General features: G+C 58.4%; 17 protein-coding genes and 3 tRNA genes. 12 read left to right on the top strand and 8 right to left on the bottom strand.

The annotated features are described in order from the left end of the window. Positions 1–33: 33 nt before the first annotated feature. Both mptB and MHJ63_RS03215 read left to right on the top strand, forming a co-directional pair. Entirely contained in the window at positions 34–1,704 is a 1,671-nt protein-coding gene (mptB, locus tag MHJ63_RS03220; protein WP_239446164.1) for a polyprenol phosphomannose-dependent alpha 1,6 mannosyltransferase MptB, read from the top strand. A 204-nt stretch (positions 1,705–1,908) separates the two neighbouring features. Beyond that, complete coding sequence (locus MHJ63_RS03215) at positions 1,909–3,003, top strand: GTP pyrophosphokinase (RefSeq protein WP_035755052.1); 1,095 nt, start codon at positions 1,909–1,911, stop codon at positions 3,001–3,003. 157 nt (positions 3,004–3,160) lie between these two features. Here the strand turns inward: MHJ63_RS03215 and MHJ63_RS03210 are convergent, their stop codons facing one another. Both MHJ63_RS03210 and MHJ63_RS03205 read right to left on the bottom strand, forming a co-directional pair. Beyond that, positions 3,161–3,820, bottom strand: a complete 660-nt coding sequence (locus MHJ63_RS03210) for an LbetaH domain-containing protein (protein WP_141739790.1) — start codon at positions 3,818–3,820, stop codon at positions 3,161–3,163. Between the two features lie 118 nt (positions 3,821–3,938). Further along, positions 3,939–4,012: transfer RNA gene (locus MHJ63_RS03205), tRNA-Arg, on the bottom strand. Positions 4,013–4,206: 194 nt separating this feature from the next. Between MHJ63_RS03205 and MHJ63_RS03200 the strand changes: the two genes are divergently transcribed. Beyond that, positions 4,207–4,779, top strand: coding sequence for a single-stranded DNA-binding protein (locus tag MHJ63_RS03200; RefSeq protein WP_239446163.1), 573 nt, complete (start codon positions 4,207–4,209; stop codon positions 4,777–4,779). Between the two features lie 207 nt (positions 4,780–4,986). Further along, entirely contained in the window at positions 4,987–6,669 is a 1,683-nt protein-coding gene (gene ettA, locus MHJ63_RS03195; protein ID WP_035755056.1) for an energy-dependent translational throttle protein EttA, read from the top strand. Between the two features lie 106 nt (positions 6,670–6,775). On the opposite strand, the gene MHJ63_RS03190 is transcribed toward ettA, so the two are convergent. Beyond that, the gene (locus MHJ63_RS03190; RefSeq protein WP_239446162.1) at positions 6,776–7,669 is read right to left on the bottom strand and encodes an acyl-CoA thioesterase; all 894 of its coding nucleotides are present in this window, start codon (positions 7,667–7,669) and stop codon (positions 6,776–6,778) included. A 95-nt stretch (positions 7,670–7,764) separates the two neighbouring features. Between MHJ63_RS03190 and MHJ63_RS03185 the strand changes: the two genes are divergently transcribed. After that, on the top strand, positions 7,765–8,445 hold the full coding sequence (locus MHJ63_RS03185) for a DUF8185 domain-containing protein (RefSeq protein WP_239446161.1): 681 nt from the start codon (positions 7,765–7,767) through the stop codon (positions 8,443–8,445). On the opposite strand, the gene MHJ63_RS03180 is transcribed toward MHJ63_RS03185, so the two are convergent. From MHJ63_RS03180 to pepN, 3 genes are all read right to left on the bottom strand, one after another. After that, positions 8,442–8,816 carry a globin gene (locus MHJ63_RS03180; protein WP_239446180.1) on the bottom strand — a complete coding sequence of 125 codons (375 nt, stop codon included), beginning with the start codon at positions 8,814–8,816 and terminating at the stop codon, positions 8,442–8,444. The two genes, MHJ63_RS03185 and MHJ63_RS03180, sit on opposite strands and share 4 nt — an antisense overlap. A 159-nt stretch (positions 8,817–8,975) precedes the next feature. Continuing rightward, entirely contained in the window at positions 8,976–9,488 is a 513-nt protein-coding gene (locus tag MHJ63_RS03175; RefSeq protein ID WP_239446160.1) for an OsmC family protein, read from the bottom strand. A 23-nt stretch (positions 9,489–9,511) separates the two neighbouring features. Further along, on the bottom strand, positions 9,512–12,124 hold the full coding sequence (gene pepN, locus MHJ63_RS03170) for an aminopeptidase N (protein WP_083285567.1): 2,613 nt from the start codon (positions 12,122–12,124) through the stop codon (positions 9,512–9,514). A 164-nt stretch (positions 12,125–12,288) separates the two neighbouring features. Between pepN and MHJ63_RS03165 the strand changes: the two genes are divergently transcribed. Then, positions 12,289–12,762: a ribose-5-phosphate isomerase gene (locus MHJ63_RS03165; RefSeq protein WP_239446159.1), complete on the top strand. Its 474-nt coding sequence runs from the start codon at positions 12,289–12,291 to the stop codon at positions 12,760–12,762. A 160-nt stretch (positions 12,763–12,922) separates the two neighbouring features. On the opposite strand, the gene MHJ63_RS03160 is transcribed toward MHJ63_RS03165, so the two are convergent. Continuing rightward, positions 12,923–12,993, bottom strand: a tRNA-Gly gene (locus tag MHJ63_RS03160). Between the two features lie 298 nt (positions 12,994–13,291). Between MHJ63_RS03160 and MHJ63_RS03155 the strand changes: the two genes are divergently transcribed. From MHJ63_RS03155 to clpX, 5 genes are all read left to right on the top strand, one after another. Further along, positions 13,292–13,365: transfer RNA gene (locus tag MHJ63_RS03155), tRNA-Pro, on the top strand. A gap of 100 nt (positions 13,366–13,465) precedes the next feature. Then, a complete protein-coding gene (tig, locus tag MHJ63_RS03150; RefSeq protein ID WP_035755073.1) occupies positions 13,466–14,794 on the top strand; it encodes a trigger factor in 1,329 nt (442 codons plus the stop codon). 321 nt (positions 14,795–15,115) lie between these two features. Next, a complete protein-coding gene (locus MHJ63_RS03145) occupies positions 15,116–15,709 on the top strand; it encodes an ATP-dependent Clp protease proteolytic subunit (RefSeq protein WP_035755075.1) in 594 nt (197 codons plus the stop codon). A gap of 25 nt (positions 15,710–15,734) precedes the next feature. Beyond that, complete coding sequence (locus MHJ63_RS03140) at positions 15,735–16,391, top strand: ATP-dependent Clp protease proteolytic subunit (protein ID WP_035755078.1); 657 nt, start codon at positions 15,735–15,737, stop codon at positions 16,389–16,391. A gap of 233 nt (positions 16,392–16,624) precedes the next feature. After that, positions 16,625–17,890 carry an ATP-dependent Clp protease ATP-binding subunit ClpX gene (gene clpX, locus MHJ63_RS03135; RefSeq protein WP_035755080.1) on the top strand — a complete coding sequence of 422 codons (1,266 nt, stop codon included), beginning with the start codon at positions 16,625–16,627 and terminating at the stop codon, positions 17,888–17,890. 117 nt (positions 17,891–18,007) lie between these two features. Here clpX and valS read toward each other — a convergent pair whose 3' ends face one another. Beyond that, entirely contained in the window at positions 18,008–20,626 is a 2,619-nt protein-coding gene (valS, locus tag MHJ63_RS03130; protein ID WP_239446158.1) for a valine--tRNA ligase, read from the bottom strand. Positions 20,627–20,704: 78 nt separating this feature from the next. On the opposite strand from valS, the gene MHJ63_RS03125 reads away from it, so the two are divergent. Continuing rightward, positions 20,705–21,535 carry an SDR family oxidoreductase gene (locus tag MHJ63_RS03125; protein WP_239446157.1) on the top strand — a complete coding sequence of 277 codons (831 nt, stop codon included), beginning with the start codon at positions 20,705–20,707 and terminating at the stop codon, positions 21,533–21,535. Positions 21,536–21,746 lie beyond the last annotated feature (211 nt).

Genomic DNA, 21,746 nt, shown 5'->3' with positions numbered 1-21,746 from the left:
CGCCTCATTGAGCTCGAATCGAACAGGGGAGTCATGGATCACAGCGTTACAGCGCACGAAAGCCCGCAGGCTTCGTCTCGGCCACGCTCCTCACGTTCGGCGTGGTCGCGTATGCGTAGACGCGTGCTCCCTGATGCTTTGCGGCTCAACACCACCGTATGGGTCGGTTTCCTCGCATCGGTGCTCGCAGCGGTTTCCGCTTGGGCCATCGGGTTTGTAGCCAACACGCCAGATGCGACCTTCACCGGCTCTACATTCGTGAATGCTTTGCGCGCTAATGACGCGGTCCTCTGGGCGGCAGTCATCGGGCTCGCTACGGCCGTTGGGCTCGCAAGTCACGCCTGGATCCAGCTTGCCCGCCGCCTCTCGCTATCGGACGGGCACCACGTCCAGACCCGCATCGTGGTTCTATGGAGCGCGCCGTGGTTCTTCGCGCCACCGATCTTCAGCAACGACATGTATTCCTACCTCGCCCAAGGTCGGCTCTTGATGCTGGGTAAAAACCCATACACGGACTGGGTCTCCCAGGTTCCGGGCTGGTTTGGGCAAGGTGCCGCCTCAGTATGGGCAGAATCCGCCTCCCCTTACGGGCCGCTGTTTCTGATCATGGCGGCAGCCGTCGCGCTTGTTTCGTGGGGTAACCCAGACATCGCGCTGTTCCTCTTCCGTCTCATCGCGCTGGTCGGGGTCATCATCTTCATGAAGATCATCCCCAAACTCAGCCGCGACCACGGCGTGAACCCAACCTGGGTTCAATGGCTCACTGCAGCGTCACCGCTTTTCCTGTATTCGATGATCGCCTCAGGGCATAACGATGCGCTCATGGTCGGTCTCATGATGTGGGCATTCGTAGCGCTACGGCGCAACAAAGTAGTCGCTGGGCTGTTGCTGGCTACAGCTGCGATCGCGATCAAACCCATCGTGGTTCTATGCCTGCCGTTCATTGGCCTCACCTGGGCGGGCAAGAACGCGAGCTGGGGCCGCCGCTGGATGTGCTGGATCATTACCGGCGTGACCGTAGCCTTCGTCTTGACCCTCCTCGGAATCGTGACCGGGACGTGGTTCGGTTGGATCACCGCGATGGCTGGACAAGGCATGGCGATCTTCCCCTTCGCTCCGTTCGGGCTGCTCGGTCTAGGGTTCGGCAAACTCGTATCCTTCGCGGGTGGAGCACAAGCAGGTTTGATCGCCCAAGCCCTCTTCTATGCGGTCGGTAAACTCATCGCTATCGGGCTCGCCGTGTGGTTCGCGCTAGCCCGCCCCAAGATCTCGCCACTGACGGCATCCGGCCTCGTACTCCTGGCGGCAAGCCTGCTCAACCCCGTCATCCAGCCGTGGTACTTCTACTGGTTCTTGCCGTTCTTGCTGTGCCGCCGCATGTACTTCGGATTCGTTGAACAGCTCATCGTGTGGGGAAGCATTGCCCACGTCATCTGGACTACCTCAACACAGATCTCACTACCGCCATGGCAAGAACTCGGTAGCTTCCAGCTCGTATTCATCCTGATCTCTACCACCATCAGCATCCTGGCAGTGAGCCTTCCACGTACTCAACGCAAGCTACTTGTTCCACCAGCATGGCGTGACGTTCGCACACCAGCCAGGACCAGCATCGTTGTACCAACCCTAAGCAGATGGCACAGAAGCACCATCGGGCCTGGCATCTACAGCAGCCCGCGTGTCATTGACGAACGCGTCTGGTAACCCCGCGCGTGCGTCCCTCATGGTGAGAAACCGCATTGGTGAGCAACTACACAGTGCAGTCATGAAACCTTCAGGTTCAACCGGTAGTCTAGAGCGGGTGCCTGAAGCGGAATAGTGCGCGCTCTAAAGAACTCGCGCTTGGTCCTGTATACGGCACTGCACCCGTTCGGGAACACCGCTTGATCTAAGGAGCTGGCAGCACCGGTGACGAGAGCATGGAAAGAACTAGACGACCGCTTGCGCGAAAAAGTCGTTGCATACATCGACGAATACCGCGAAATGCGGCCAGAGCTGGAAGTCATCACCGAACAGTTGCGTGTGCAGATCAAACAGCTTTTCAATGACACCGATGTGCGGCCACTCTTCGTGGCGGCACGCACCAAATCGGTTGAATCTTTTCGGCAGAAGGCCTCCCGCACGGTGTATTCGAAGGAAGAAGGCCAAGAGCGGGAACTTGAATTCCCGGACCCCATTTCGATGATGCACGACATCGTGGGCATCCGCGTGATCGTCCAGTTACCACGCCAAGTCAGGGCCGCAGCGCAGATCATCAAACGCTGCCGCAACGAGTTCTATATCGAATCTGACCGCGAGAAAGACACCGGCTCGGTGGAGACTGGCACCTACGGCTACTCCTCACGGCACCTCATCGTGCGGCCCAAAGACAATCCAATAGTCGCCGAATATGAAGCGCGGCACCCTCAACGTGTCTTACCGTTCGTGTTCGAAATCCAGATCCGTACGATCCTCACGCACGCTTGGAGCGAATTCGAGCACGAAATCCGGTTCAAACGCAGAAACTCGGAAGCCTGGACTCCATACCTTGACCGTGAGTTCACTGGTGCTGCTGCGATGCTTGATTCAGTTGAGCACCTGTTCACCGACATCGATCACCGTCACCAGCGCATCCTCGCTTTCTGGGACGCGAACGGTGTTGGGGGAGAAGAGCTAACGTCTGAACTGATCGGTGAAGTGTGGTCCACGATGTGGCCGCACCTTGAATATAAAGAAGACTCCGACTGGGGTTGGGCGCTCGAATTGCTCGCCGCGCACAACATCACCACACCTAAAGGGCTTGCATCCCTACTAGATGCGACAACGATCACGCATGTGCGCCAGGCCCTGGACCACCGATTCTCTCCAGGCCCGGAGCGCCTACTTGATGACCTGTTGCTGTGGAAGTTCGGCTACAACCATCTCGACTTGACCGCCCAGGACGATCCGCGGCGACGCGCATCGCTCTCGCGGCGTCTGCAACAGATCCGTACATACCGGCGGCAAGGAATGCAGCCGGAGTGATGCCGCAACCCCGAGTAGCACCGTAACGCCGAGTAGGGGACGCAACCTAGGGGGCGGAGCTTAAGCCCGGGGATACGCCGGTGTGGTGTAGCGGCTGGTGAGGCGTGGCGGCTAGTAACGCGCCGCTAGAAACCGGGCTTGGAAAACTAGATGAGAACTAGATGCGTGGCAGGTTGTTGCGGGACCATTGGGCCTTGCGCACAATGGTTGCCGGGATACCTCGAACCAGTGAGCCGGCAGGGATTTCCTCATCGATCAACGGGGTCATTTCCAGAATGCTGCCGGTACCGATATGGGAACCTGCGCGCAGCTGAACGTCCGAGCCGGTCACCAACACCTGGTTTTCGATCGTGACGGCGTTCTTGCTCGCTCCACCGAAAGAGGCCTCGGAATCCGCATCGATCCACACGTCCGTGCGGAAGTAGCAGTCTGATCCGACTGAAACCTGGGCCTCGGGGACAGTGGCGATGTTCAACACGCCCTCTGTCGTAACGTTCTCTCCGATCACGATGTTAGCGCTTTCGGCAACAATCACTTCGATGTTGAGGTTCTTATTGCCTGAACCGATGACGAGCTGACCGTTATCGCCAAGGAAACGGGCCTTCAAGCCAGAAAGCATGACGGAACCATCGATCACTACACGGTTGTTACGACCTTCAAAGGTGAACTCGACGTCGGAAGGGAGCGTGTTGTGGTGGGCCACGAAGTTGCCGCGGCTATCCAGGGGAGAGGTACGGAAGTCGTGTTGACCTTTCGCCGCACGGTTCGATGAAGCGGTGTTGGAGGCGGTCATCGTGCCGCGGTATTGCTGTTGCATGGTCCCTTCCCTGATCTGAACAGAACCAAAACTGTGGCTCGTGTACATCAAATTCTAAGACCTTTTCTGTGTTGTGCCGATATTCCTACTGTGCACGGTCCCGTGAGCCGCCAGTAAGCGCCCCCGGCGCGACTCGAACGCGCGACCGGCAGATTAGAAGTCTGCTGCTCTATCCAACTGAGCTACGGAGGCCGGATGCCTCAAGGCTGGGATAGAGGCAACCCCTTCAGCATAACGGTTTGATCCGTTGTTCACATTCCCCAACTCACAAGGATTCATCCACAAATCTGCGCTCCACCGTCTTTTTCGGCCCTGTTTTCGTGAACCTGATAGTGCAAGAGCTCTCAACGCAATCGCTATACGGAGCACTACCTAAGGAGAAGAAGATGACCGATTATGTATCGCTACGGGGATTCGTTGCAACAGAAATCCAACTGAAACACCACGAGAACTTCAAGGTCGCCTCGTTCCGGCTAGGGTGCCCCGAATCACGTTTCAACCGGGAAACCCAAGAGTGGGAGGAAACGGGGATCAACTGGTATTCGGTCTCCGCTTTCCGTGACCTTGGCAGCAATGTGATGTGCTCGCTATCGAAAGGGGATCGCGTCATGGTTTCGGGCCGTCTCAAAGTCAGGCAGTTCACACGGGAGGACAACAGCACCGGCACCACTGTTGAAGTTCTGGCGGATGCGGTTGGGCCGGACCTCCTGTTCGGTACCGCTTCATATGTCCGTACCTCCCAAGCCAAGCGTGGCACTGGCGCGGCCAATGGGGAAGCCCGAAGCGAAGAAGTCCGTAACGGGCTCAGCAACGGTATTGGCAATACGGAGACAGGCAACGAAAGCCCCGCCGGCAACGTGGACTCATCCGCATCACCGTCCACCACGCTCGCTTTCGGTTCCACCACACTCGTAGAAGACGATGCGGATGAGGATGTGACTGCGCGGCTCACTGCCTGAGGCTGAGCTTGAGTGCCCGCACCCGTAAGTGTCAGGCGGCAATAGCCGTTGCACATTATTGGTGCCCTGCTTTGGGTGATGTAGTGCTTTGCTGATGTAGTGCGACAGGGCCGTGGTAGGGGACTAGAATGGTTGATGGCCGCACCCGGCCCTGTCCGCGCGCCCAGGAACTGATCTCTTGCGGCGGAATAGCAACCGAAAGGAAACATGGCGGAGTTCATCTACACCATGGTCAAAGCCCGCAAGGCGGTGGGCGACAAAGTCATTCTCGACGATGTCAGCATGTCGTTCTATCCCGGGGCAAAGATTGGCGTTGTCGGCCCGAATGGCGCCGGTAAATCCACGATTCTGAAGATCATGGCGGGCCTTGACCAGCCATCCAACGGCGAAGCCCGCCTCAGCCCTGGCTATTCCGTAGGGATCCTGTTGCAGGAGCCACCTCTCAACGAAGAAAAGACCGTACTGGGCAACGTCCAGGAAGGCGTTGGGGAGATCTACGAGAAGCTGCAACGCTACAACCAGATCTCTGAAGAGATGACCCAGCCAGACGCTGACTTCGATGCGTTGCTTGAAGAGATGGGGTCGCTTCAAGCCGATATCGACGCAGCTGATGCGTGGGATATCGATTCGCAGCTTGAGCAAGCGATGGACGCGCTCCAGCTACCGCCAGCAGATGCTGATGTAACCCACCTCTCCGGTGGTGAGCGTCGCCGTGTCGCCTTGTGTAAGCTCCTGCTGCAGAAGCCAGACCTGCTGCTACTCGACGAACCAACCAACCACCTGGACGCCGAATCCGTCTTGTGGCTCGAACAGCACTTGAAGACGTACCCAGGTGCTGTGCTCGCTGTAACCCACGATCGTTACTTCCTCGACCACGTTGCCGAGTGGATCGCTGAAGTCGACCGCGGCCGCCTCATCCCGTATGAAGGCAACTACTCAACCTACCTTGAGAAGAAGCGTGAACGTCTCGAGGTTCAGGGTAAGAAGGACGCGAAGCTCGCCAAGCGCCTGCAGGACGAGCTTGAATGGGTCCGCACTAACACTAAGGGACGTCAGTCCAAGCAGAAGGCTCGCCTGGCTCGCTATGAAGAGATGGCGGCTGAAGCAGAGAAGATGCGTAAGCTCGACTTCGAGGAAATCCAGATCCCGCCAGGCCCGCGCCTAGGCAATCTGGTACTTGAAGCCAACGAGATCAAGAAAGGCTTCGACGGCCGCACGCTCTTCCACAACCTGTCTTTCACGTTGCCTCGCAACGGCATCGTTGGTGTGATTGGACCGAACGGTGTAGGTAAGTCGACCCTGTTCAAGTGCATCGTTGGGCTCGAAGAGATTGACGAAGGCACCCTCAAGGTCGGCGAAACCGTGAAGCTCGCCTACGTCGACCAGAACCGTGCCGGGATCGATCCTGAGAAGTCCGTGTGGGAAGTGGTCTCTGACGGCCGTGACTACATCAACGTTGGTGAAGTCGAAATGCCATCGCGAGCCTATGTTTCCGCGTTCGGCTTCAAAGGCCCGGACCAGCAGAAGAAGTCAGGAGTGCTCTCTGGTGGTGAACGTAACCGTCTCAACCTGGCACTGACCCTAAAACAGGGCGGTAACCTGTTGCTACTTGACGAACCGACCAACGACCTCGACGTTGAAACCCTCGGTTCCCTGGAGAACGCCCTCGAGAACTTCCCGGGCTGTGCCGTGGTCATTTCCCACGACCGTTGGTTCCTCGACCGCGTGGCAACCCATATTCTCGCTTACGAAGGCACCGAGGAAGATCCAGCCAACTGGTACTGGTTCGAGGGTAACTTCGAAGACTACGAGAAGAACAAGGTTGAGCGCCTCGGCCCAGAAGCCGCGCGCCCAACCCGAGTGACGCACCGCCGCCTCACCCGCGACTAAGGTAGTCGAGAATCCAAATGCTGGTGGCTCCCTCGTTTATACAATGCGGGAGCCACCAGCATTTAAGTGCCGCCCAGCAGTGAACATGCCAGCGGTCCAGGGGAAGCTAGGAGAGCGGATACTCGTGGTCTTCAGACAGGCGGATCATCGCTTCCTGAACGACCGAAGCGACCAGCTCGCCCTCTCGGGTGAACACTGAGGAGCGGATCAAGCTGCGGCCATCCTGAGCCGTGCTGGCGTGGTGGTCGAAGAGCAGCCACTCATCCACGCGAGCTTCGCGGTGCCACCACATCGAATGATCCAGGCTCGCATATGAGGCCCCGAGCTGTTGCATCCCAATCCAGGATGTACCCATACGGCGCAACGCAGTCTCCACCTGGGTGAAGTCAGAGCCGAAAGCTAACGCGGCACGGTGCAGAAGCGGATCATCAGGAAGCTGAGCACGCGTCTTCATCCACACGAGATGACGCTGCGGGGTGCCTGCTGGGCGGGCATAGAGGGAGCCCTCCGGATAACGCAGGTCAAAAGGACGATACTTGGTGACCATGTCCTTCAACGGGTGATCGATATCCGCTAGCTCTTCATCCAGCGTCGGCACATCCTCAGGGGCCGGGACGCCTTCAGGCATCGCATCCTGGAAGATCGGGCCGGCACCTGGTACCTGGAAGGATGCGGACATCGAGAGGATCGGTGTCCCGTCTTGGTAAGCGTTGACGCGGCGCGCACTAAAGGAGCGACCGTCGCGTAGCTTCGCGACACCGTACGTAATGGGCTTCTCAGGATCGCCGGGGCGTAGGAAGTAGCCGTGGAGGGAGTGGATCGGACGGTCATCACCGACCGTGCGTTGCGCCGCAACAACCGACTGCCCCAACACCTGACCCCCATAGATACGTGGCGGCCCGATTTTAGGGGTGTGCCCAACCGAGATGATTTCGTGGGTTTGAGCGCCTGGTTCTGTGAGGTCCAGTAGGTTCTTGAGAACATCGGTTGGCGATGCCATGAAAAATGACCCTCCGCTTGCGTGGTCTTGACGAAAGATGTTGTTCAGATCATAGCCGCAACCTCAACGGTGGAGGTGCCTGGCACACTAAGAGGGTGGCCACTAGTTTGATCTTGTCTGAAGCGACAGACCTCGAGGACGTGGGAACTTTCTTACAGAGGTCTGCCAGTATTCGTGATGGAGTGTGTCGGATTGTTGCGCGCGGCCGGGTCGCGGCATTACACACCGCGTTTTCTTTCCCGATGATGTTGACGGACCCCGCGCCTGTGATTATCGCTCAGCGCGGGGTGCGTCTCACTCAACAAACAGAACTCGTGGACGTTGTGGTCCCGATGGCTGAACTGCGTGATCGTCTGCCGCGGGCAACGACCGCGGGCCACGGGCAGTTACGCATCCCGCCGCAGCGTGTGAACGCACCATGGACGTCGCTGGTGCCGCTGCAATCGCAATGGGAGCAAGCGGGGACGGTGGTTGATGATGCAGTGCACGATGCGGGTGCTGAAGTCGCGCGAATCGTCAGCGAGTCCTTGCCGGATCAGCCGGGGCAACCGGTGCTCGTGCAGGCACGCAATGCGGTGTGGGGGAAATCTCTAAGCGAATTGGGCGTGGTTGAGCTGAGCGATCGTTTGGCACCCATGCTGGCGGGGGCCGCGTTCACGGCCTACGCCCTCGGATTTGTGCTCAAAGGTGGGCGTTCCCGCCTTTTCACGGCAGGCATGTGGCGGCGGCTATCCTGCCATGGCGGAACCTTGTTATACCGGGCGGGGTTGAGCTAGTCGGCTGTGTTCAACATCGCGGTCGCGGCACGCTCAAAGTAGTCCCACATCAACGCGTCGATTGCTGGGGGCAATGAGACTTCGTCCATCGCGGCGCGCATGTGTTTGAGCCAGCGTTCGCGAGTGTCTCGGTTGACGGTGAAAGCGAAGTGGCGGGCCCGCAAGCGTGGATGACCACGGTGTTCGGAATAGGTGCTGGGTCCGCCGAAGTACTGGATGAGGAACAGGCGCAGGCGAAGTTCTGCCGGGCCTAGGTCTTCTTCGGGATATTCAGCCCGCAAGATCTCATCTTTTGCAACGCCGCGATAGAACGCGGCAACCAGATCCACGAACTTCTTTTCACCTAGCTGGTGATACACGCTGCCCACCATCGCCTCGGTGCTGTTGAGACCAGCTGGACGCACATTGCCTAGAGGGATTGCGCCTTTGAACTCACGCTTTTCAACACCTGGGGTGGGTTTCTCGTTCATCTCCATACCAGCATTGTCTCAAGCCCTAGCGTCCGCCGCTCACGTAACGCCACCGCTCAACTATTCGCTACTGACTGCTGCGCCGATGTTGTCTGCGCCGCTGTCCGGGTGGACGAGGATCTTGCATGCGGTGCTGTTAGCGATAAAACACCATTTGTGAGCCTGGCTGTGTAGTTGCCTGTATTCTTCCGCGTGGGCCCGTGCATCGAGCCTTGGAATGAGGGTAGCAGGCTGAATCTCTATGAGTGTGAATCGGCCTGAACCATCAGGGGAGAGGGTTAGCTCCCCGCTGACGTCCACGCCCGTCCAGGCAACATCGAACCCTCGCATTCCGGCTGCGCGCAGAAACGAAAGCACATGGCATTGCCCCAAAGCCGCCAGCATGAGCGTTTCCGGATTCCACTGAGCGGGGTCACCGAAGAACACTTTTGCTGCCGAGAGCGCAAGCCCTGTTGTATGCGAGGACGAATCCGAAACCGGCGGACGCCCGAGCCCCGGTGTGGTTGCTACGGATTCACGTGAGAACGCACGTAGCGAGCTCGTTGGCGGGCCGTCACCGGCCCGCCAAGCCACACTCACCTGAAATCGGTGGGGTTTCAGTGCGTGGCCTTAGTCCGGTGTGCGGCTTCGTCTGCCTTGCGGGCGGCGATGATGCGTTCAAGCCCGTCGCGGGCCTCAAGCAGGGGACGCTTGAGCCCTGGCTTGTCAGCGGCGAGGGTCTCGATTGCCTGAGTTGTCGCCTGCAATGTGGCCGGTGTGGCCGCGAAGTACGGGTAGAGCCCCGTCACTAGTCGTTGTGACATCTCATAGCTTGCGTCATCCCACATCGCGGCGAGGTTCTCGAAGTAGAGCTCAGCGTATGGCGCCAAGAGGTGATCGTCGTGGCAACGGTTGAAGCCCAAGAGCGTGGCTCGCTGCATAGTGTTCGTCAGGTTTTGCTCCTTGACCATCGCTTCCCACGCCTTCTGCTTAGCCTCAGGATTTGGCAGTGCAGCTTTAGCGGTTTGCGCGCTCGTCGCGCCTGTTGCCGAGGAATCCTTCGCGTACTCAGCATCGATCTCGGCTTCGCCGATGCGGCCACCGGTCGCGAGGGAAATCAGGAGGGTCCAGGAGAGGTCCTGATCGATCTCAAGACCGGACAGCGAAGTCTCCCCGCTACGGAGATCTTCAATAATGCCCAACTGAACATCGCTATTGGCGAGGCGAGCGAAAGCGTTGACGAGCTGGAACTGCATGTCGCTACCACGGGCAGCCTCTTGAGCTGCACCCCACAAAACATTGCCGGCCCGCTGCCGCAGCGTCTCGGCCTTAGAAGGGCGCACATAGTGCTTGAGTGCGTACTCAAGCTGACGCACCAGAAGGTTGGCAAGGGTCGCGTCAGTCTCGGCAGGAAGGTGGGTCAGGACGGTATCGACGAAGGTTGTTGCCGCGAGCTCCCCATCACGGGTAGCGTCCCACAGCGAGGACCACACAACCGCTCGATCCAGCGGTTCCTGCAGCCCGGACACGTGCCGGATAGCGGTATCTAGAGAGGCTGAATCCAAGCGGATTTTCGCGAATCCCAGATCAGCGTGATTAGGCAGAACAAGGTCAGGGGTAGGTACCCGCCCAGCCTGCTCTATGACGGTCTTCTCACCCTCGATATCCACATCAAGGCTCACATCACGTGTGAGGTTATGTGCAGCATCAAGCGTGTAGAAAGCGAGCTTGATGTGCTGTTTACGCAGATGCGGGTGCGCCTCGGGCGCACTCTGGGTCACGGTGAGATCGGCAAGGTATCCGTCTTCGTCGATGTCATAGTCGATCTTAAGAGTGTTGACACCGCAGGTTTCCAGCCACTGCTGAGACCACTCGCTCAAGTCTCGCCCGGAAGCCTTTTCAAGGTGGCGCAGCAGATCTTTAAGCTCGGCGTTGCCCCACGCGTTCTCCGCGAGATACGCCCGGACGCCCTCCATGAACGCTTCCTGGCCAACCCAAGCAACCAGCTGACGTAGCACAGCGGCGCCCTTAGCGTAGGTGATGCCATCGAAGTTCGCGTTGACCGCGTCGAGATCCACCATGTCGGCAGTAATCGGGTGTGTGGTCGGCAACTGATCCTGAGCGTAGGCCCAGGTCTTCTCGGAAGCCGCGAACGTCGTCCATGCGTGAGGGGACACGCCAGATTCAACCGCGCAGAGGTGAGACATGAACTCGGCGAAGGACTCGTTAAGCCACAAGTCATCCCACCAACGCATCGTGACGAGGTCGCCAAACCACATGTGAGCGAGCTCGTGCAAAACGGTGATGTCGCGGCGTTCACGTAACGCGCCGGAAACCTTGGAACGGAACACGTAGTCTTCCAGGATCGTCACACAACCGGCGTTCTCCATCGCGCCGGCGTTGAAGTCTGGAACAAAGATCTGGTCGTATTTAGTGAACGGGTACGGGGTCCCGAACTGCTCTTCAAAGAACCTGAACCCGGCCTTAGTGGTTTCGAACAGGTTCTGGGCGTCTACGTATTGTGCAAGTGAAGCGCGAGAATAGACGCCGAGCGGCACGCTACGGCCATCTTCTGCCTTGTAGACGTCCGTGGTTCCCTTGTACGGGCCTGCCACGAGCGCTGTGATGTAGGACGAAATGCGTGGCGTGGCTGGGAAGACCCAACGCGCGATGTCGGTTTGGGGTTGCGTGCCCTGTTCCGTTGGGGTCGCCTCAGCAGGTAGAGGTTGCGGCTGTGGGGTCGGCTGATTGGAGATCACTGTCCAGTGAGCCGGGGCATCGACCGTGAAGCTGAAGGCCTGCTTGAGGTCCGGCTGTTCAAAAGTAGGGAAAACACGGCGTGCATCCGGAACCTCGAACTGGGTGTATAGGTAGACCTCGTTATCGACTGGGTCTACAAAGCGGTGCAGACCTTCACCGGTGGAGGAGTAGTGGAAATCCGCGTCGATCTCCAAGAGGTTCTCCGATTTCAGATCCGGCAGCTGGATCCGGTATTCATCCGCGTGGGTTGCGGGATCGAGGTCTTTGCCGTTGAGGGTAATCGAATGGATGCGCGCTGTGATTGCGTCGATGAACGAGGACGCGCCTGGAACGGAACGAAACGCGATGGTTGCTTTAGTCCGGAACGTTTCGCTACCTGTGGTGAGATCCAGGTGGATGTGGGAGGACTGAGCCACTAACTGACGGGAGCGTTGCATCGCTTCGTCGCGGGTCAGGTTAAGTCCAGGCACAGGTAGTCTCCTCTAGTTTTTGGTGCTCTCGGGGGCGCAGGTGAGTGGTGTCAAGGCTTTCTTGAATAGTTTCCCACTTGGGATGCAATCTAACCAGACGTGCGCGCTTGCTTCTTGCCTAGAATACTCTTTGAGAGTTTCGATTACGTCGCCTTGGAGGAAATGTGCGTATCCACATCGCTACAGATCACGCGGGTCTCGAACTGAGCCACCATCTGATCAAAGTCCTGGGGGAGGACGGTCACGAAGTTATTGACCACGGCCCGCAAGAATACGATCCACTCGATGACTACCCAGGGTTCTGCATCAACGCTGCGGTAGCCGTCGCTCAAGATTGGGATAACGGTGTCGAAGCACTCGGTATCGTTTTGGGTGGCTCAGGTAACGGTGAACAGATCGCCGCGAACAAGGTCAAAGGAATCCGCGCAGCACTCGTCTGGAACGAAGAGACCGCAAAGCTCGCCCGCGAACACAACAACGCCAACGTCGTAGCCGTAGGCGGCCGCCAGCACACGGTAGATGAAGCAACCGAACTCATCCGCACATTCATTTCCGAGCCGTTCCCAGGAGACGAACGTCACCTACGTCGCATCGGGAAGATCGGGGTTTACGAGACCACCGGCGACATCCAGATGTAGCGGAGCATGATGCGGGACTAGACCGGTAGCGAAGTTAGTTCTGTACTGAAAACGGTTCTGTACTGAAAAAGGTTCTCCCGAAACACTTCCACGTGTTTCGGGAGAACCTTTTTGCCCTAGGAACCCTACTTGTGCCGGGAACCCTAGATGTCCATTCCAGAGCGGGTGACGAGAATCGAACTCGCGTAACTTGCTTGGAAGGCAAGGGCTTTACCATTAAGCTACACCCGCATGGCACGCTCATTAGAGCGACCGGATCCACTCTAACAGTGCGAACGAGTTCACCAAAATTTCGCCTCGCGAGGCAAACAGTGGATTTCGTAAAAATAAAAACCTCGTATACAGTGATCACTGGTCCTGAACCGGCCACGGTCAGCAGTGCATCGCTGGATCTACCAGCCATGTGAATGCGTCACGACATATAAGTCTAGGCTTTATAGCCTAGAGCCAATAGTTTCAGGAACTTTCGGAAATAGGGTACGATTTCAGTTTGGCGCACAGATGTGCTTAGATGGATCGGTGCCTATCCCGGGATGTAGCTCAGCTTGGTAGAGCGCGCGCTTTGGGAGCGTGAAGTCGCAGGTTCAAATCCTGTCATCCCGACTCTTTCAATATCTTGCAAGGCCCGCCAGCCGAATCTTCGGACGGCGGGCCTTACTTGAATCACTTTCATAATTGACTAGACGTCAGGAGCATCAGCACAGTGAAAACCTCGCTCGAGCGTGTGACGCCCACCCGGGTCAAGCTGAACATCGAGGTCCCATTTGCCGACTTCAAGCCGGCTCTGGATGCCTCGTATAAGGAAGTAGCCCAGCAGATCCAGGTCCCTGGCTTCCGCCGCGGCAAGGTTCCTGCAGTGATGATCGATCAGCGCGTAGGCCGCGAATACGTCGTCGAGAACGCACTGAACAGCCAGCTGGACTCCTACTACCAGCAGGCGCTGGCTGAAACCGGCGTTGTCCCACTGGCTCGCCCGGAGGTTGAGGTTGAGCAGGCTCCTTCGCTCAACGAAGCTGACAACGAAGCCGACGTTTCGCTCACCATCACTGTCGATGCTCGCCCTGAGATCGAGGTACCAAACTACGAGGGCATTGAGCTGACCGTTGAGCCACGCGAAGCTAAAGACGAGGACGTGCAGAAAGCCCTCGATGAGTTGCGCGGCCGCTTCGGCACACTCAAGACCGTGGACCGCCCTGCTCAGGATGGCGACTTCACCACGATCGATATCGCAGCTTCCATCGACGGTGAGACCGTTGATGAGGCAACCGGCCTCTCGTACGAGATCGGCTCGGGTACCATGCTCGAAGGCATCGACGAGGCGTTGATTGGCTTGTCCGCTGACGAGGACGCCGCATTCGAAACCAAGCTGGCAGGCGGTGAGCACTCCGGTAAGGACGCTACCGTGAAGGTCACCCTGACCGCTGTCAAGGAGCGCGAGCTACCGGAAGCTGATGATGAGTTCGCTCAGCTGGCCTCCGAATTCGACACGATCGAAGAGCTCCGCGACTCCCTGCGCGAAGGTGCGGAGAAAGACGCAGTCATGCAGCAGGGCGTCGAGGCTCGCGACAAGGCACTTGATGCGCTCCTTGAGAAGGTCGAGGTCGCGCTACCAGAGAGCGTCATCGAGGAGCAGGTTGAAGCGCACTTCAACTCGGCTAACCAAGATGATGACCACGACACCGAAGAGCACCGTAAGGAAGTTCGCCAGAACACCGAGAAGGCTTTCCGCGCCGAGGTAGTCCTCGACAAGATCGCTGAGGAAGAAGAGATCGGCGTCGAGCAGAACGAATTGCTCGAATACATCTTCCAGACCTCCCAGCAGTACGGCATGGACCCACAGCAGTTCATGCAGATGCTCGGCCAGGGCGGCCAGATCGAGGCAGTTGTAGGCGAGGTTCGCCGCCGTAAGGCCCTCGCTAAGGTCCTCGAGTCAGCGAAGGTCACGGACACCGACGGCAAGGACGTCGACCTGACCCCGTTCGTCACCCCAGAAGGTGAACAGGAGACTGAGGAAGCAACCGAGGAGAACTAAATCCTCGTGCAGAACCCCGTGTGGCCCCGCTAGATCATCTAGCGGGGCCACATCCACGTTAAAGGCACGGAGTTGTCTGTGAGGCATCCGCGTTGTCGTCAGCGATCCGCGCGATCGCTGAGTCGTGGACCCGGTGCCTGGGTTGTCCGCTCCTAGCGAGTGAGCTCACGCCGTAAGCGAAACACCCTGTTTTCCCCCTGATAAGCAACGGCCCCCTAGGTAATGTCGTTAGCAAGCAATTCACGTAGACCCGCTATGGGTTTACCTCTGAGGACCTCACAGAGAGGGAGAAGTATGACGAGCTCTGAAGAGACACCGAGCATGTCCTCCGTAGACCCGGCAATGCAGGAAGACTACATTTACAAGCGCCTGCTGAAGGAACGCATCATCTGGTTGGGTAGCCAGGTAGAAGACAAGATCGCCAACACGATCTGCTCCCAGTTGCTACTACTCTCCGCGGAAGACCCGGAAGCGGACATCTACCTCTACATCAACTCACCAGGTGGCTCGATCACCGCGGGCATGGCCATCTACGACACGATGAAGTTCATCCCGAACGACGTCGTGACCGTCGCTACCGGCCTCGCAGCATCGATGGGCCAGTTCCTGCTGTCCTCCGGAACCAAGGGCAAGCGCTATGCGACCCCGAATGCCCGCATCCTGATGCACCAGCCATCCGGCGGCATCGGAGGCACCGCATCTGACATTCGTATTCAGGCTCAGCTGATCCTGCACATGAAGAAAGTCATGAGCGAACTGACCGCGGAACAGACCGGCCAGCCACTTGAGAGGATCCTCAAAGATAACGAGCGCGACTCCTGGTTCACAGCAGAAGAAGGCAAGGAATACGGCTTCTTCGACCACATCGCCGTGAACGCATCCTCCGTGACTGGCACCGGCGGCGTCCAGAACTAAGCCCAACGTCTTCTAAGGAGAACTCATGAACTTTGATCCACAGAACTTCTCTGCGGCGGCGGGCAACCTTCCTGAAAACCGCTACATCCTCCCACAGTTCGAGGAACGCACCCCGTACGGCTTCAAGCGTCAAGACCCTTACGCCAAACTGTTCGAAGATCGCATCGTGTTCCTCGGCGCACAGGTCGATGACGCATCCGCTGACGATGTGATGGCGCAGCTGTTGGTCCTTGAATCGATGGACCCGGAACGCGACATCACGATGTACATCAACTCGCCGGGTGGCTCATTCACCGCGATGACTGCGATTTATGACACGATGCAGTTCATCCGTCCCGAAATTCAGACGGTATGCCTCGGCCAGGCCGCATCAGCTGCCGCAGTACTTCTCGCTGCAGGTACCCCGGGCAAGCGCCTGGCATTGCCGAACGCTCGCGTACTGATCCACCAGCCTGCGATGGGCGGGGGAGAGCGCGGCACGGCGACCGACCTGCAGATCCAGGCCGATGAGGTCCTGCGTATGCGTCAGTGGCTTGCAGACACGCTCGCGGAACTGTCGAATCAGACCTCCGAACAGGTCGACAAAGACATCGAACGTGACCTGTTCATGACCGCGGCAGGCGCGAAGGAGTACGGCCTGATCGATGAGGTTGTCACCTCGCGTAAGATGACCCGCTCATAAGCGCAACGCTTCGCGTGACGCACCTCAGCGCACACAGTTAATGAGTGTGACTCAATCGAAGAAGGCGCGCGCACAGATAAGGCGCGTGTTTGCCTCAGCTTCCTCATAGAATAGGGGAGTCGAAGGGTGAACACGCGCCTTATCTATGCATAAGTGTCAGACCCCTGGCCTAGAGTGGAAGCTAGTCAGAGCGCAGGCGAGTTGCCTGCGCAGAAAAGTTCTAAGGAGTTCTCGTGAGCGAAGCTACGGATCTGTTGAAATGCTCTTTCTGTGGGAAGAGCCAGAAGCAGGTTCGCCGTCTCATCGCGGGCCCAGGGGTTTACATCTGCAATGACTGCATCGAGGTATGCAACGAGATCATTGAAGAGGAAAGCGTAGAGGTTGAGGAAACCCAAGAGATGGAGTTGCCTCGCCCGCAAGAGATTTACGAGCACCTCGAGAAGTTCGTTGTAGGGCAGGAAGCCGCCAAGCGTGCCTTGTCTGTTGCGGTCTATAACCACTACAAGCGCATTAACGGCAACGGTTCGGCAGGTAGCGAATCGCTCAAGGACTTTGACGAGGTTGAGGTAGCGAAGTCCAACATCATGCTCGTTGGGCCAACCGGTTCAGGTAAAACCTATCTCGCCCAGACCTTAGCGCGTCGCCTCAACGTTCCTTTCGCTGTTGCTGATGCCACGAGCCTGACCGAAGCCGGCTATGTTGGTGAAGACGTTGAGAACATCCTCCTGAAGCTTCTCCAAGCAGCTGACTTCGATGTTGAACGTGCCCAGCACGGCATCATCTACATTGACGAGATCGACAAGATCTCACGTAAGTCTGAGAACCCATCGATCACCCGCGACGTATCGGGTGAGGGCGTTCAGCAGGCTCTGCTGAAGATCCTGGAAGGCACGGTCGCTTCCGTCCCGCCCCAGGGTGGACGGAAACATCCGCACCAGGACTTCTTGCAGATCGATACGACCAACGTTCTGTTCATCGTGGCTGGCGCGTTCGCGGGTCTCGACGACATCATCGCCGCCCGAGCTGGCCGCAAGGGGATCGGCTTTGGCGCTCCGCTGACTACGCTGAAGGCTGACGAGGTTTCCTATGCCGACGTTCAGCCAGAAGACCTCCTCAAGTTCGGTTTGATTCCAGAGTTCATTGGTCGCCTCCCCGTGATCACCGCGGTAGAGAACCTTGACCGTGATGCGTTGATCTCGATCCTCACCGAACCTAAGAACGCTTTGATCAAGCAGTACCAGAAGATGTTCATGTTCGACGGCGTGCGCCTGACCTTCGAGGAGGGTGCGCTCGGTGCGATCGCCGATATGGCTTTGGAACGCGGAACGGGTGCCCGTGGCCTGCGTTCGATCCTCGAAGAATCGCTTGGCTCGATCATGTTCGATGTTCCGGGCCGTAGCGATGTCGCCGAAGTCATCGTGACTGAAGACGTCATCACTGACGGTAAAGAACCTCAGTTGGTTCTGCATCCGGGCATCGAAGAACGCAAGTCTGCATAGACGCAGTATTGCCCTCTCAGGAGAGGACTGCTGAGTAACGCGAGTCTTCCAAACATGAAGGTCCCTGTCACGCGCATAGTCGCGTGACAGGGACCTTCATGTTCGCTATCCGTTAGGTTATGCTTCCTCGGCCTGTTCTAGCTCGACGTCGGAGACAACCAGTTCGGTGCCGCCAACAACAAGCTCGAGCGAATCCGCTGCTGTAGCAGCCGAGAGATCTTCGAGCGCTGCACGCACCCGTTCGATTATGGCATCCGGACCCGTGATCGTTCCGGAAAGAACACGCGTGCGCTGCTTGACCTTCGCATCGGACTTAGCCTTACGCAAGCCAATGAGGGCTTGACCAACGCTCGGCAGAATCTCGGCATCGGCATCTGCAAGGCCAGCGCGGATCTCCTCAGCCTTCGGCCAGGCCGCACGGTGCACAGAACCAGCACGCCACCAGGACCACACTTCCTCAGTAGCGAACGGCTGGAACGGTGCCAGCAGGCGAAGCAACGCATCCAGGGTTGTGGCGAGAGTAGCGCGGACGGACGCGGTCTCAGCCTCCGAACGGCCGCCGTATGCGCGGTCCTTAATGAGCTCAACATAGTCGTCGGTGAAGTCCCAGAAGAAGGACTCCGTGAGATCGAGCGCGCGCGCATACTCATAAGCCTCAAACGCCGCGGTGGCTTTCTCAATCACCTCAGCGAGGCGGACCAAGAGCGAGCGGTCCAACGGGTTCGTGACAACATCAGCGGAGCCGTGCAGGATCTGCGATTCGTCAGCGCCCAAGTTCAAAGCGAACTTCGATGCGTTGAGCAGCTTGATCGCAAGGCGACGGCCGATCTTCATCTGACCGACCTCATACGCGGTGTCCGCACCCAAGCGGGCCGAGGCGGCCCAGTAGCGAACTGCATCGGAGCCGAACTGGTCCAGGATCTCGGTTGGAACAACCACATTGCCCTTGGACTTGGACATCTTCTTGCGGTCCGGGTCCAGGATCCAACCCGACAGTGCCGCGTTCTTCCACGGCGCAACACCTTCGAGCGAGTTGGATCGGACCACCGTGGAGAACAGCCAGGTACGGATGATGTCGTGGCCCTGCGGGCGCAGATCGAACGGGAAGACATTATGGAAACGCTTCTCGTCCACACCCCAGTTCCCAACGATCTGCGGGGTCAAGGACGAGGTAGCCCACGTGTCGAGCACGTCAGGATCCCCCATGAACCCGCCCGGCTGATCGCGCTGCTCTGCCGTGTATCCAGCAGGGACGTCTTCGAGCGGATCAACAGGAAGCTGCTGCTCATCCGGGATGATCGGGTTCTCGTAGTCCGGTTCGCCGTCCTGAGTGATCGGGTACCAGATGGGGAACGGCACGCCGAAGAAACGCTGGCGAGAAACAAGCCAGTCACCGTTGAGGCCCTCAACCCAGTTCTCGTACCGGGAACGCATGTGGCCGGGGTGCCATTCGAGTTCACGCCCGCGCTCAATGAGTTCGTCACGGCGCTCGGCATCGCGGCCACCGTTGCGGATGTACCACTGGCGGGAGGTCACGATCTCGAGCGGGCGTTCGCCCTTCTCAAAGAAGTTCACGGCATGCTTGATCTTGGTCGGCTCCGCGAGCAACAGCTCAGCCTCGCGCAACTGGTTCACCACGGACTCTTTAGCGGAGAAGATCGTCTTCCCAGCCATCTGCTCGTAGGCTGCACGCCCGGCATCGGTAGTGATCCACTCTGGGGTTTCGCGCATGAGGCGGCCATCACGGCCCACAATAGAGCGGGTCGGGAGGTTGAGTTCACGCCACCAGGTCACGTCGGTAGCGTCACCGAACGTACAGATCATCGCGATACCAGTACCCTTATCAGGCTTGGCAAGCGGATGCGGATGCACCTCAACCTCAACACCGAATAGCGGCGAAGTAACGGTGGAACCGAATAGGTCTTGATAGCGTTCATCATCCGGGTGAGCCACCAACGCGACGCACGCAGGCAAAAGCTCAGGGCGCGTCGTCATGATTTCGATGCCGCGGCCATCTGCCGCAGTGAAGTTGAAGCGGTGCTGTGCGCCGTCCACCTCGCGGTCCTCAAGCTCCGCCTGGGCTACAGCGGTGCGGAAGGTCACGTCCCACATCGTTGGGGCCTCGGCCATGTAGGCGTTGCCTGCGGCAAGATCACGCAGGAAGGCACGCTGGCTGGTGGCGCGGGAGTGCTCATCGATCGTGCGGTAGGTGATGTTCCAGTCGACCGAGAGGCCGAGCCGGGTGAAGAGGTCCTCAAAGACTTTCTCGTCTTCTTCGGACAGCTTCAGGCACAGGTCGATGAAGTTGTGACGCGAGATCGCGTCCCAGTCACGCTGGTTCTTCGCAGGCTGAGCTGGCGGCTGATAGTCAGGGTCATAGGGGACTGCCGGATCGCAACGCACACCGTAATAGTTCTGTACGCGGCGCTCCGTTGGCAGGCCGTTATCGTCCCAGCCCATGGGGTAGAAGACGTTCTTGCCGTTCATGCGCTGGTAGCGGGCCAGTACGTCGGTCTGCGTGTAGGAGAACACGTGTCCTACGTGGAGGGAACCAGAGGCCGTAGGCGGTGGCGTGTCGATCGAGTAGACATCAGCGCGGGTGGTGTCCTCGTTGAAGCTGTAGGTGCCTTCTTCGGCCCAACGCTGATTGAGTTTCTCTTCGAGGCCTTCAAGGCCTGGACGGTCGGGAACATTGATTTCAGTGGGCGTGTCTGTGCCCTGAGGATTCTCAGACATGCGGCCATTCTCCCATGTATGTAGGGGGATTACGGCAAGGGTGTAGTGGGGTTTGCGTCACGACGTACAGTTGATGCCATGGCTTCTGATATTCCCGCATCGAGTATTTCCGCAGCGAGCAGTTCTTCATCCTTGCCCCTTGCCTCGGCTGGTTCCCATTGTGCTGTCGTCACGGGTGCCTCGGCCGGTATTGGTCGCGCGACAGTGGTTGCTTTGCGTCAGGCTGGCTGGGAAGTGATTGCAGTTGCCCGTCGGGCTGAGAAGCTGGAGGCCCTGGCGGCAGAGACCGGATGCCGTGTGGTAGCTGCTGACATCACCTCGGATGTTGAAGTTGACCGTATTGTGGCCGCAGCGGTCGATGCGGGAGCGGACACCCTCATCAACATCGCCGGTGGCGCACGCGGCCAGGAACCGGTAGCTGAAGCTGACCTTGAGCACTGGCAGTGGATGTATAACAACAACGTGATCGGTACGCTCAAGCTCACGAAGGCTTTGCTTTCGCATCTGCGTGCGGTTGATGGCGGCGGTACGGTTCTGAACCTCACCTCGACCGCTGGAATCGTCTCGTACGAAGGCGGGGCTGGCTATAACGCGGCGAAGTCGGCAGAGCGCGCGTTGACCCAGGTTCTGCGGCTTGAGGAGGCAGAGAATAACGTGCGTGTCATCGAGGTTCTGCCTGGGATGGTTGCGACCGAGGAGTTTTCACTGCGGCGTTTCGGCGGCGACCAACAGCGGGCAGACGCCGTATATGAGGGTGTCGAGAATCCACTTACCGCGGAGGATGTGGCTTCGGTTGTTTCCTTCGCGGTCAACGCTCCGCATCACGTGAATATCGACGAGGTTGTTATCCGGCCTGTAGCGCAGGCCGCGCAGCACAAAGTGATTCGCGGCACACTCGGCCAGAAGTAGCTCGCGGCTGTGATGGCTTTTGCCGCCAATTCAGCTAAAATCATTGACAGACAATTGAGGCACTGACCCGGCAATCACCGGTGAGCCTTCCGGAAGAAAACCCACTATCAACATGGTGGGTGAGTAGAACCGGACGGGACAGCCCGTTACAGCTGAGCACGAGTGGCTGGCGTTTTCTTGACTCCAGCAATCGGGGTGGTACCGCGGATCA

Origin of the sequence: Pseudoglutamicibacter albus, assembly GCF_022346425.1 — a bacterium.
Classification (GTDB): domain Bacteria; phylum Actinomycetota; class Actinomycetes; order Actinomycetales; family Micrococcaceae; genus Pseudoglutamicibacter; species Pseudoglutamicibacter albus.
This window is presented reverse-complemented; position numbering and strand designations above follow the sequence as displayed.

Coding starts and splice junctions, on each gene's coding strand:
- MHJ63_RS03190 (WP_239446162.1), bottom strand. CDS start 7,669: ATGGCATCGCCAACCGATGTTCTCAAGAACCTACTGGACCTCACAGAA.
- MHJ63_RS03140 (WP_035755078.1), top strand. CDS start 15,735: ATGAACTTTGATCCACAGAACTTCTCTGCGGCGGCGGGCAACCTTCCT.
- ettA (WP_035755056.1), top strand. CDS start 4,987: ATGGCGGAGTTCATCTACACCATGGTCAAAGCCCGCAAGGCGGTGGGC.
- MHJ63_RS03125 (WP_239446157.1), top strand. CDS start 20,705: ATGGCTTCTGATATTCCCGCATCGAGTATTTCCGCAGCGAGCAGTTCT.
- mptB (WP_239446164.1), top strand. CDS start 34: ATGGATCACAGCGTTACAGCGCACGAAAGCCCGCAGGCTTCGTCTCGG.
- MHJ63_RS03180 (WP_239446180.1), bottom strand. CDS start 8,816: ATGGTGGGCAGCGTGTATCACCAGCTAGGTGAAAAGAAGTTCGTGGAT.
- MHJ63_RS03200 (WP_239446163.1), top strand. CDS start 4,207: ATGACCGATTATGTATCGCTACGGGGATTCGTTGCAACAGAAATCCAA.
- MHJ63_RS03145 (WP_035755075.1), top strand. CDS start 15,116: ATGTCCTCCGTAGACCCGGCAATGCAGGAAGACTACATTTACAAGCGC.
- MHJ63_RS03210 (WP_141739790.1), bottom strand. CDS start 3,820: ATGCAACAGCAATACCGCGGCACGATGACCGCCTCCAACACCGCTTCA.
- valS (WP_239446158.1), bottom strand. CDS start 20,626: ATGTCTGAGAATCCTCAGGGCACAGACACGCCCACTGAAATCAATGTT.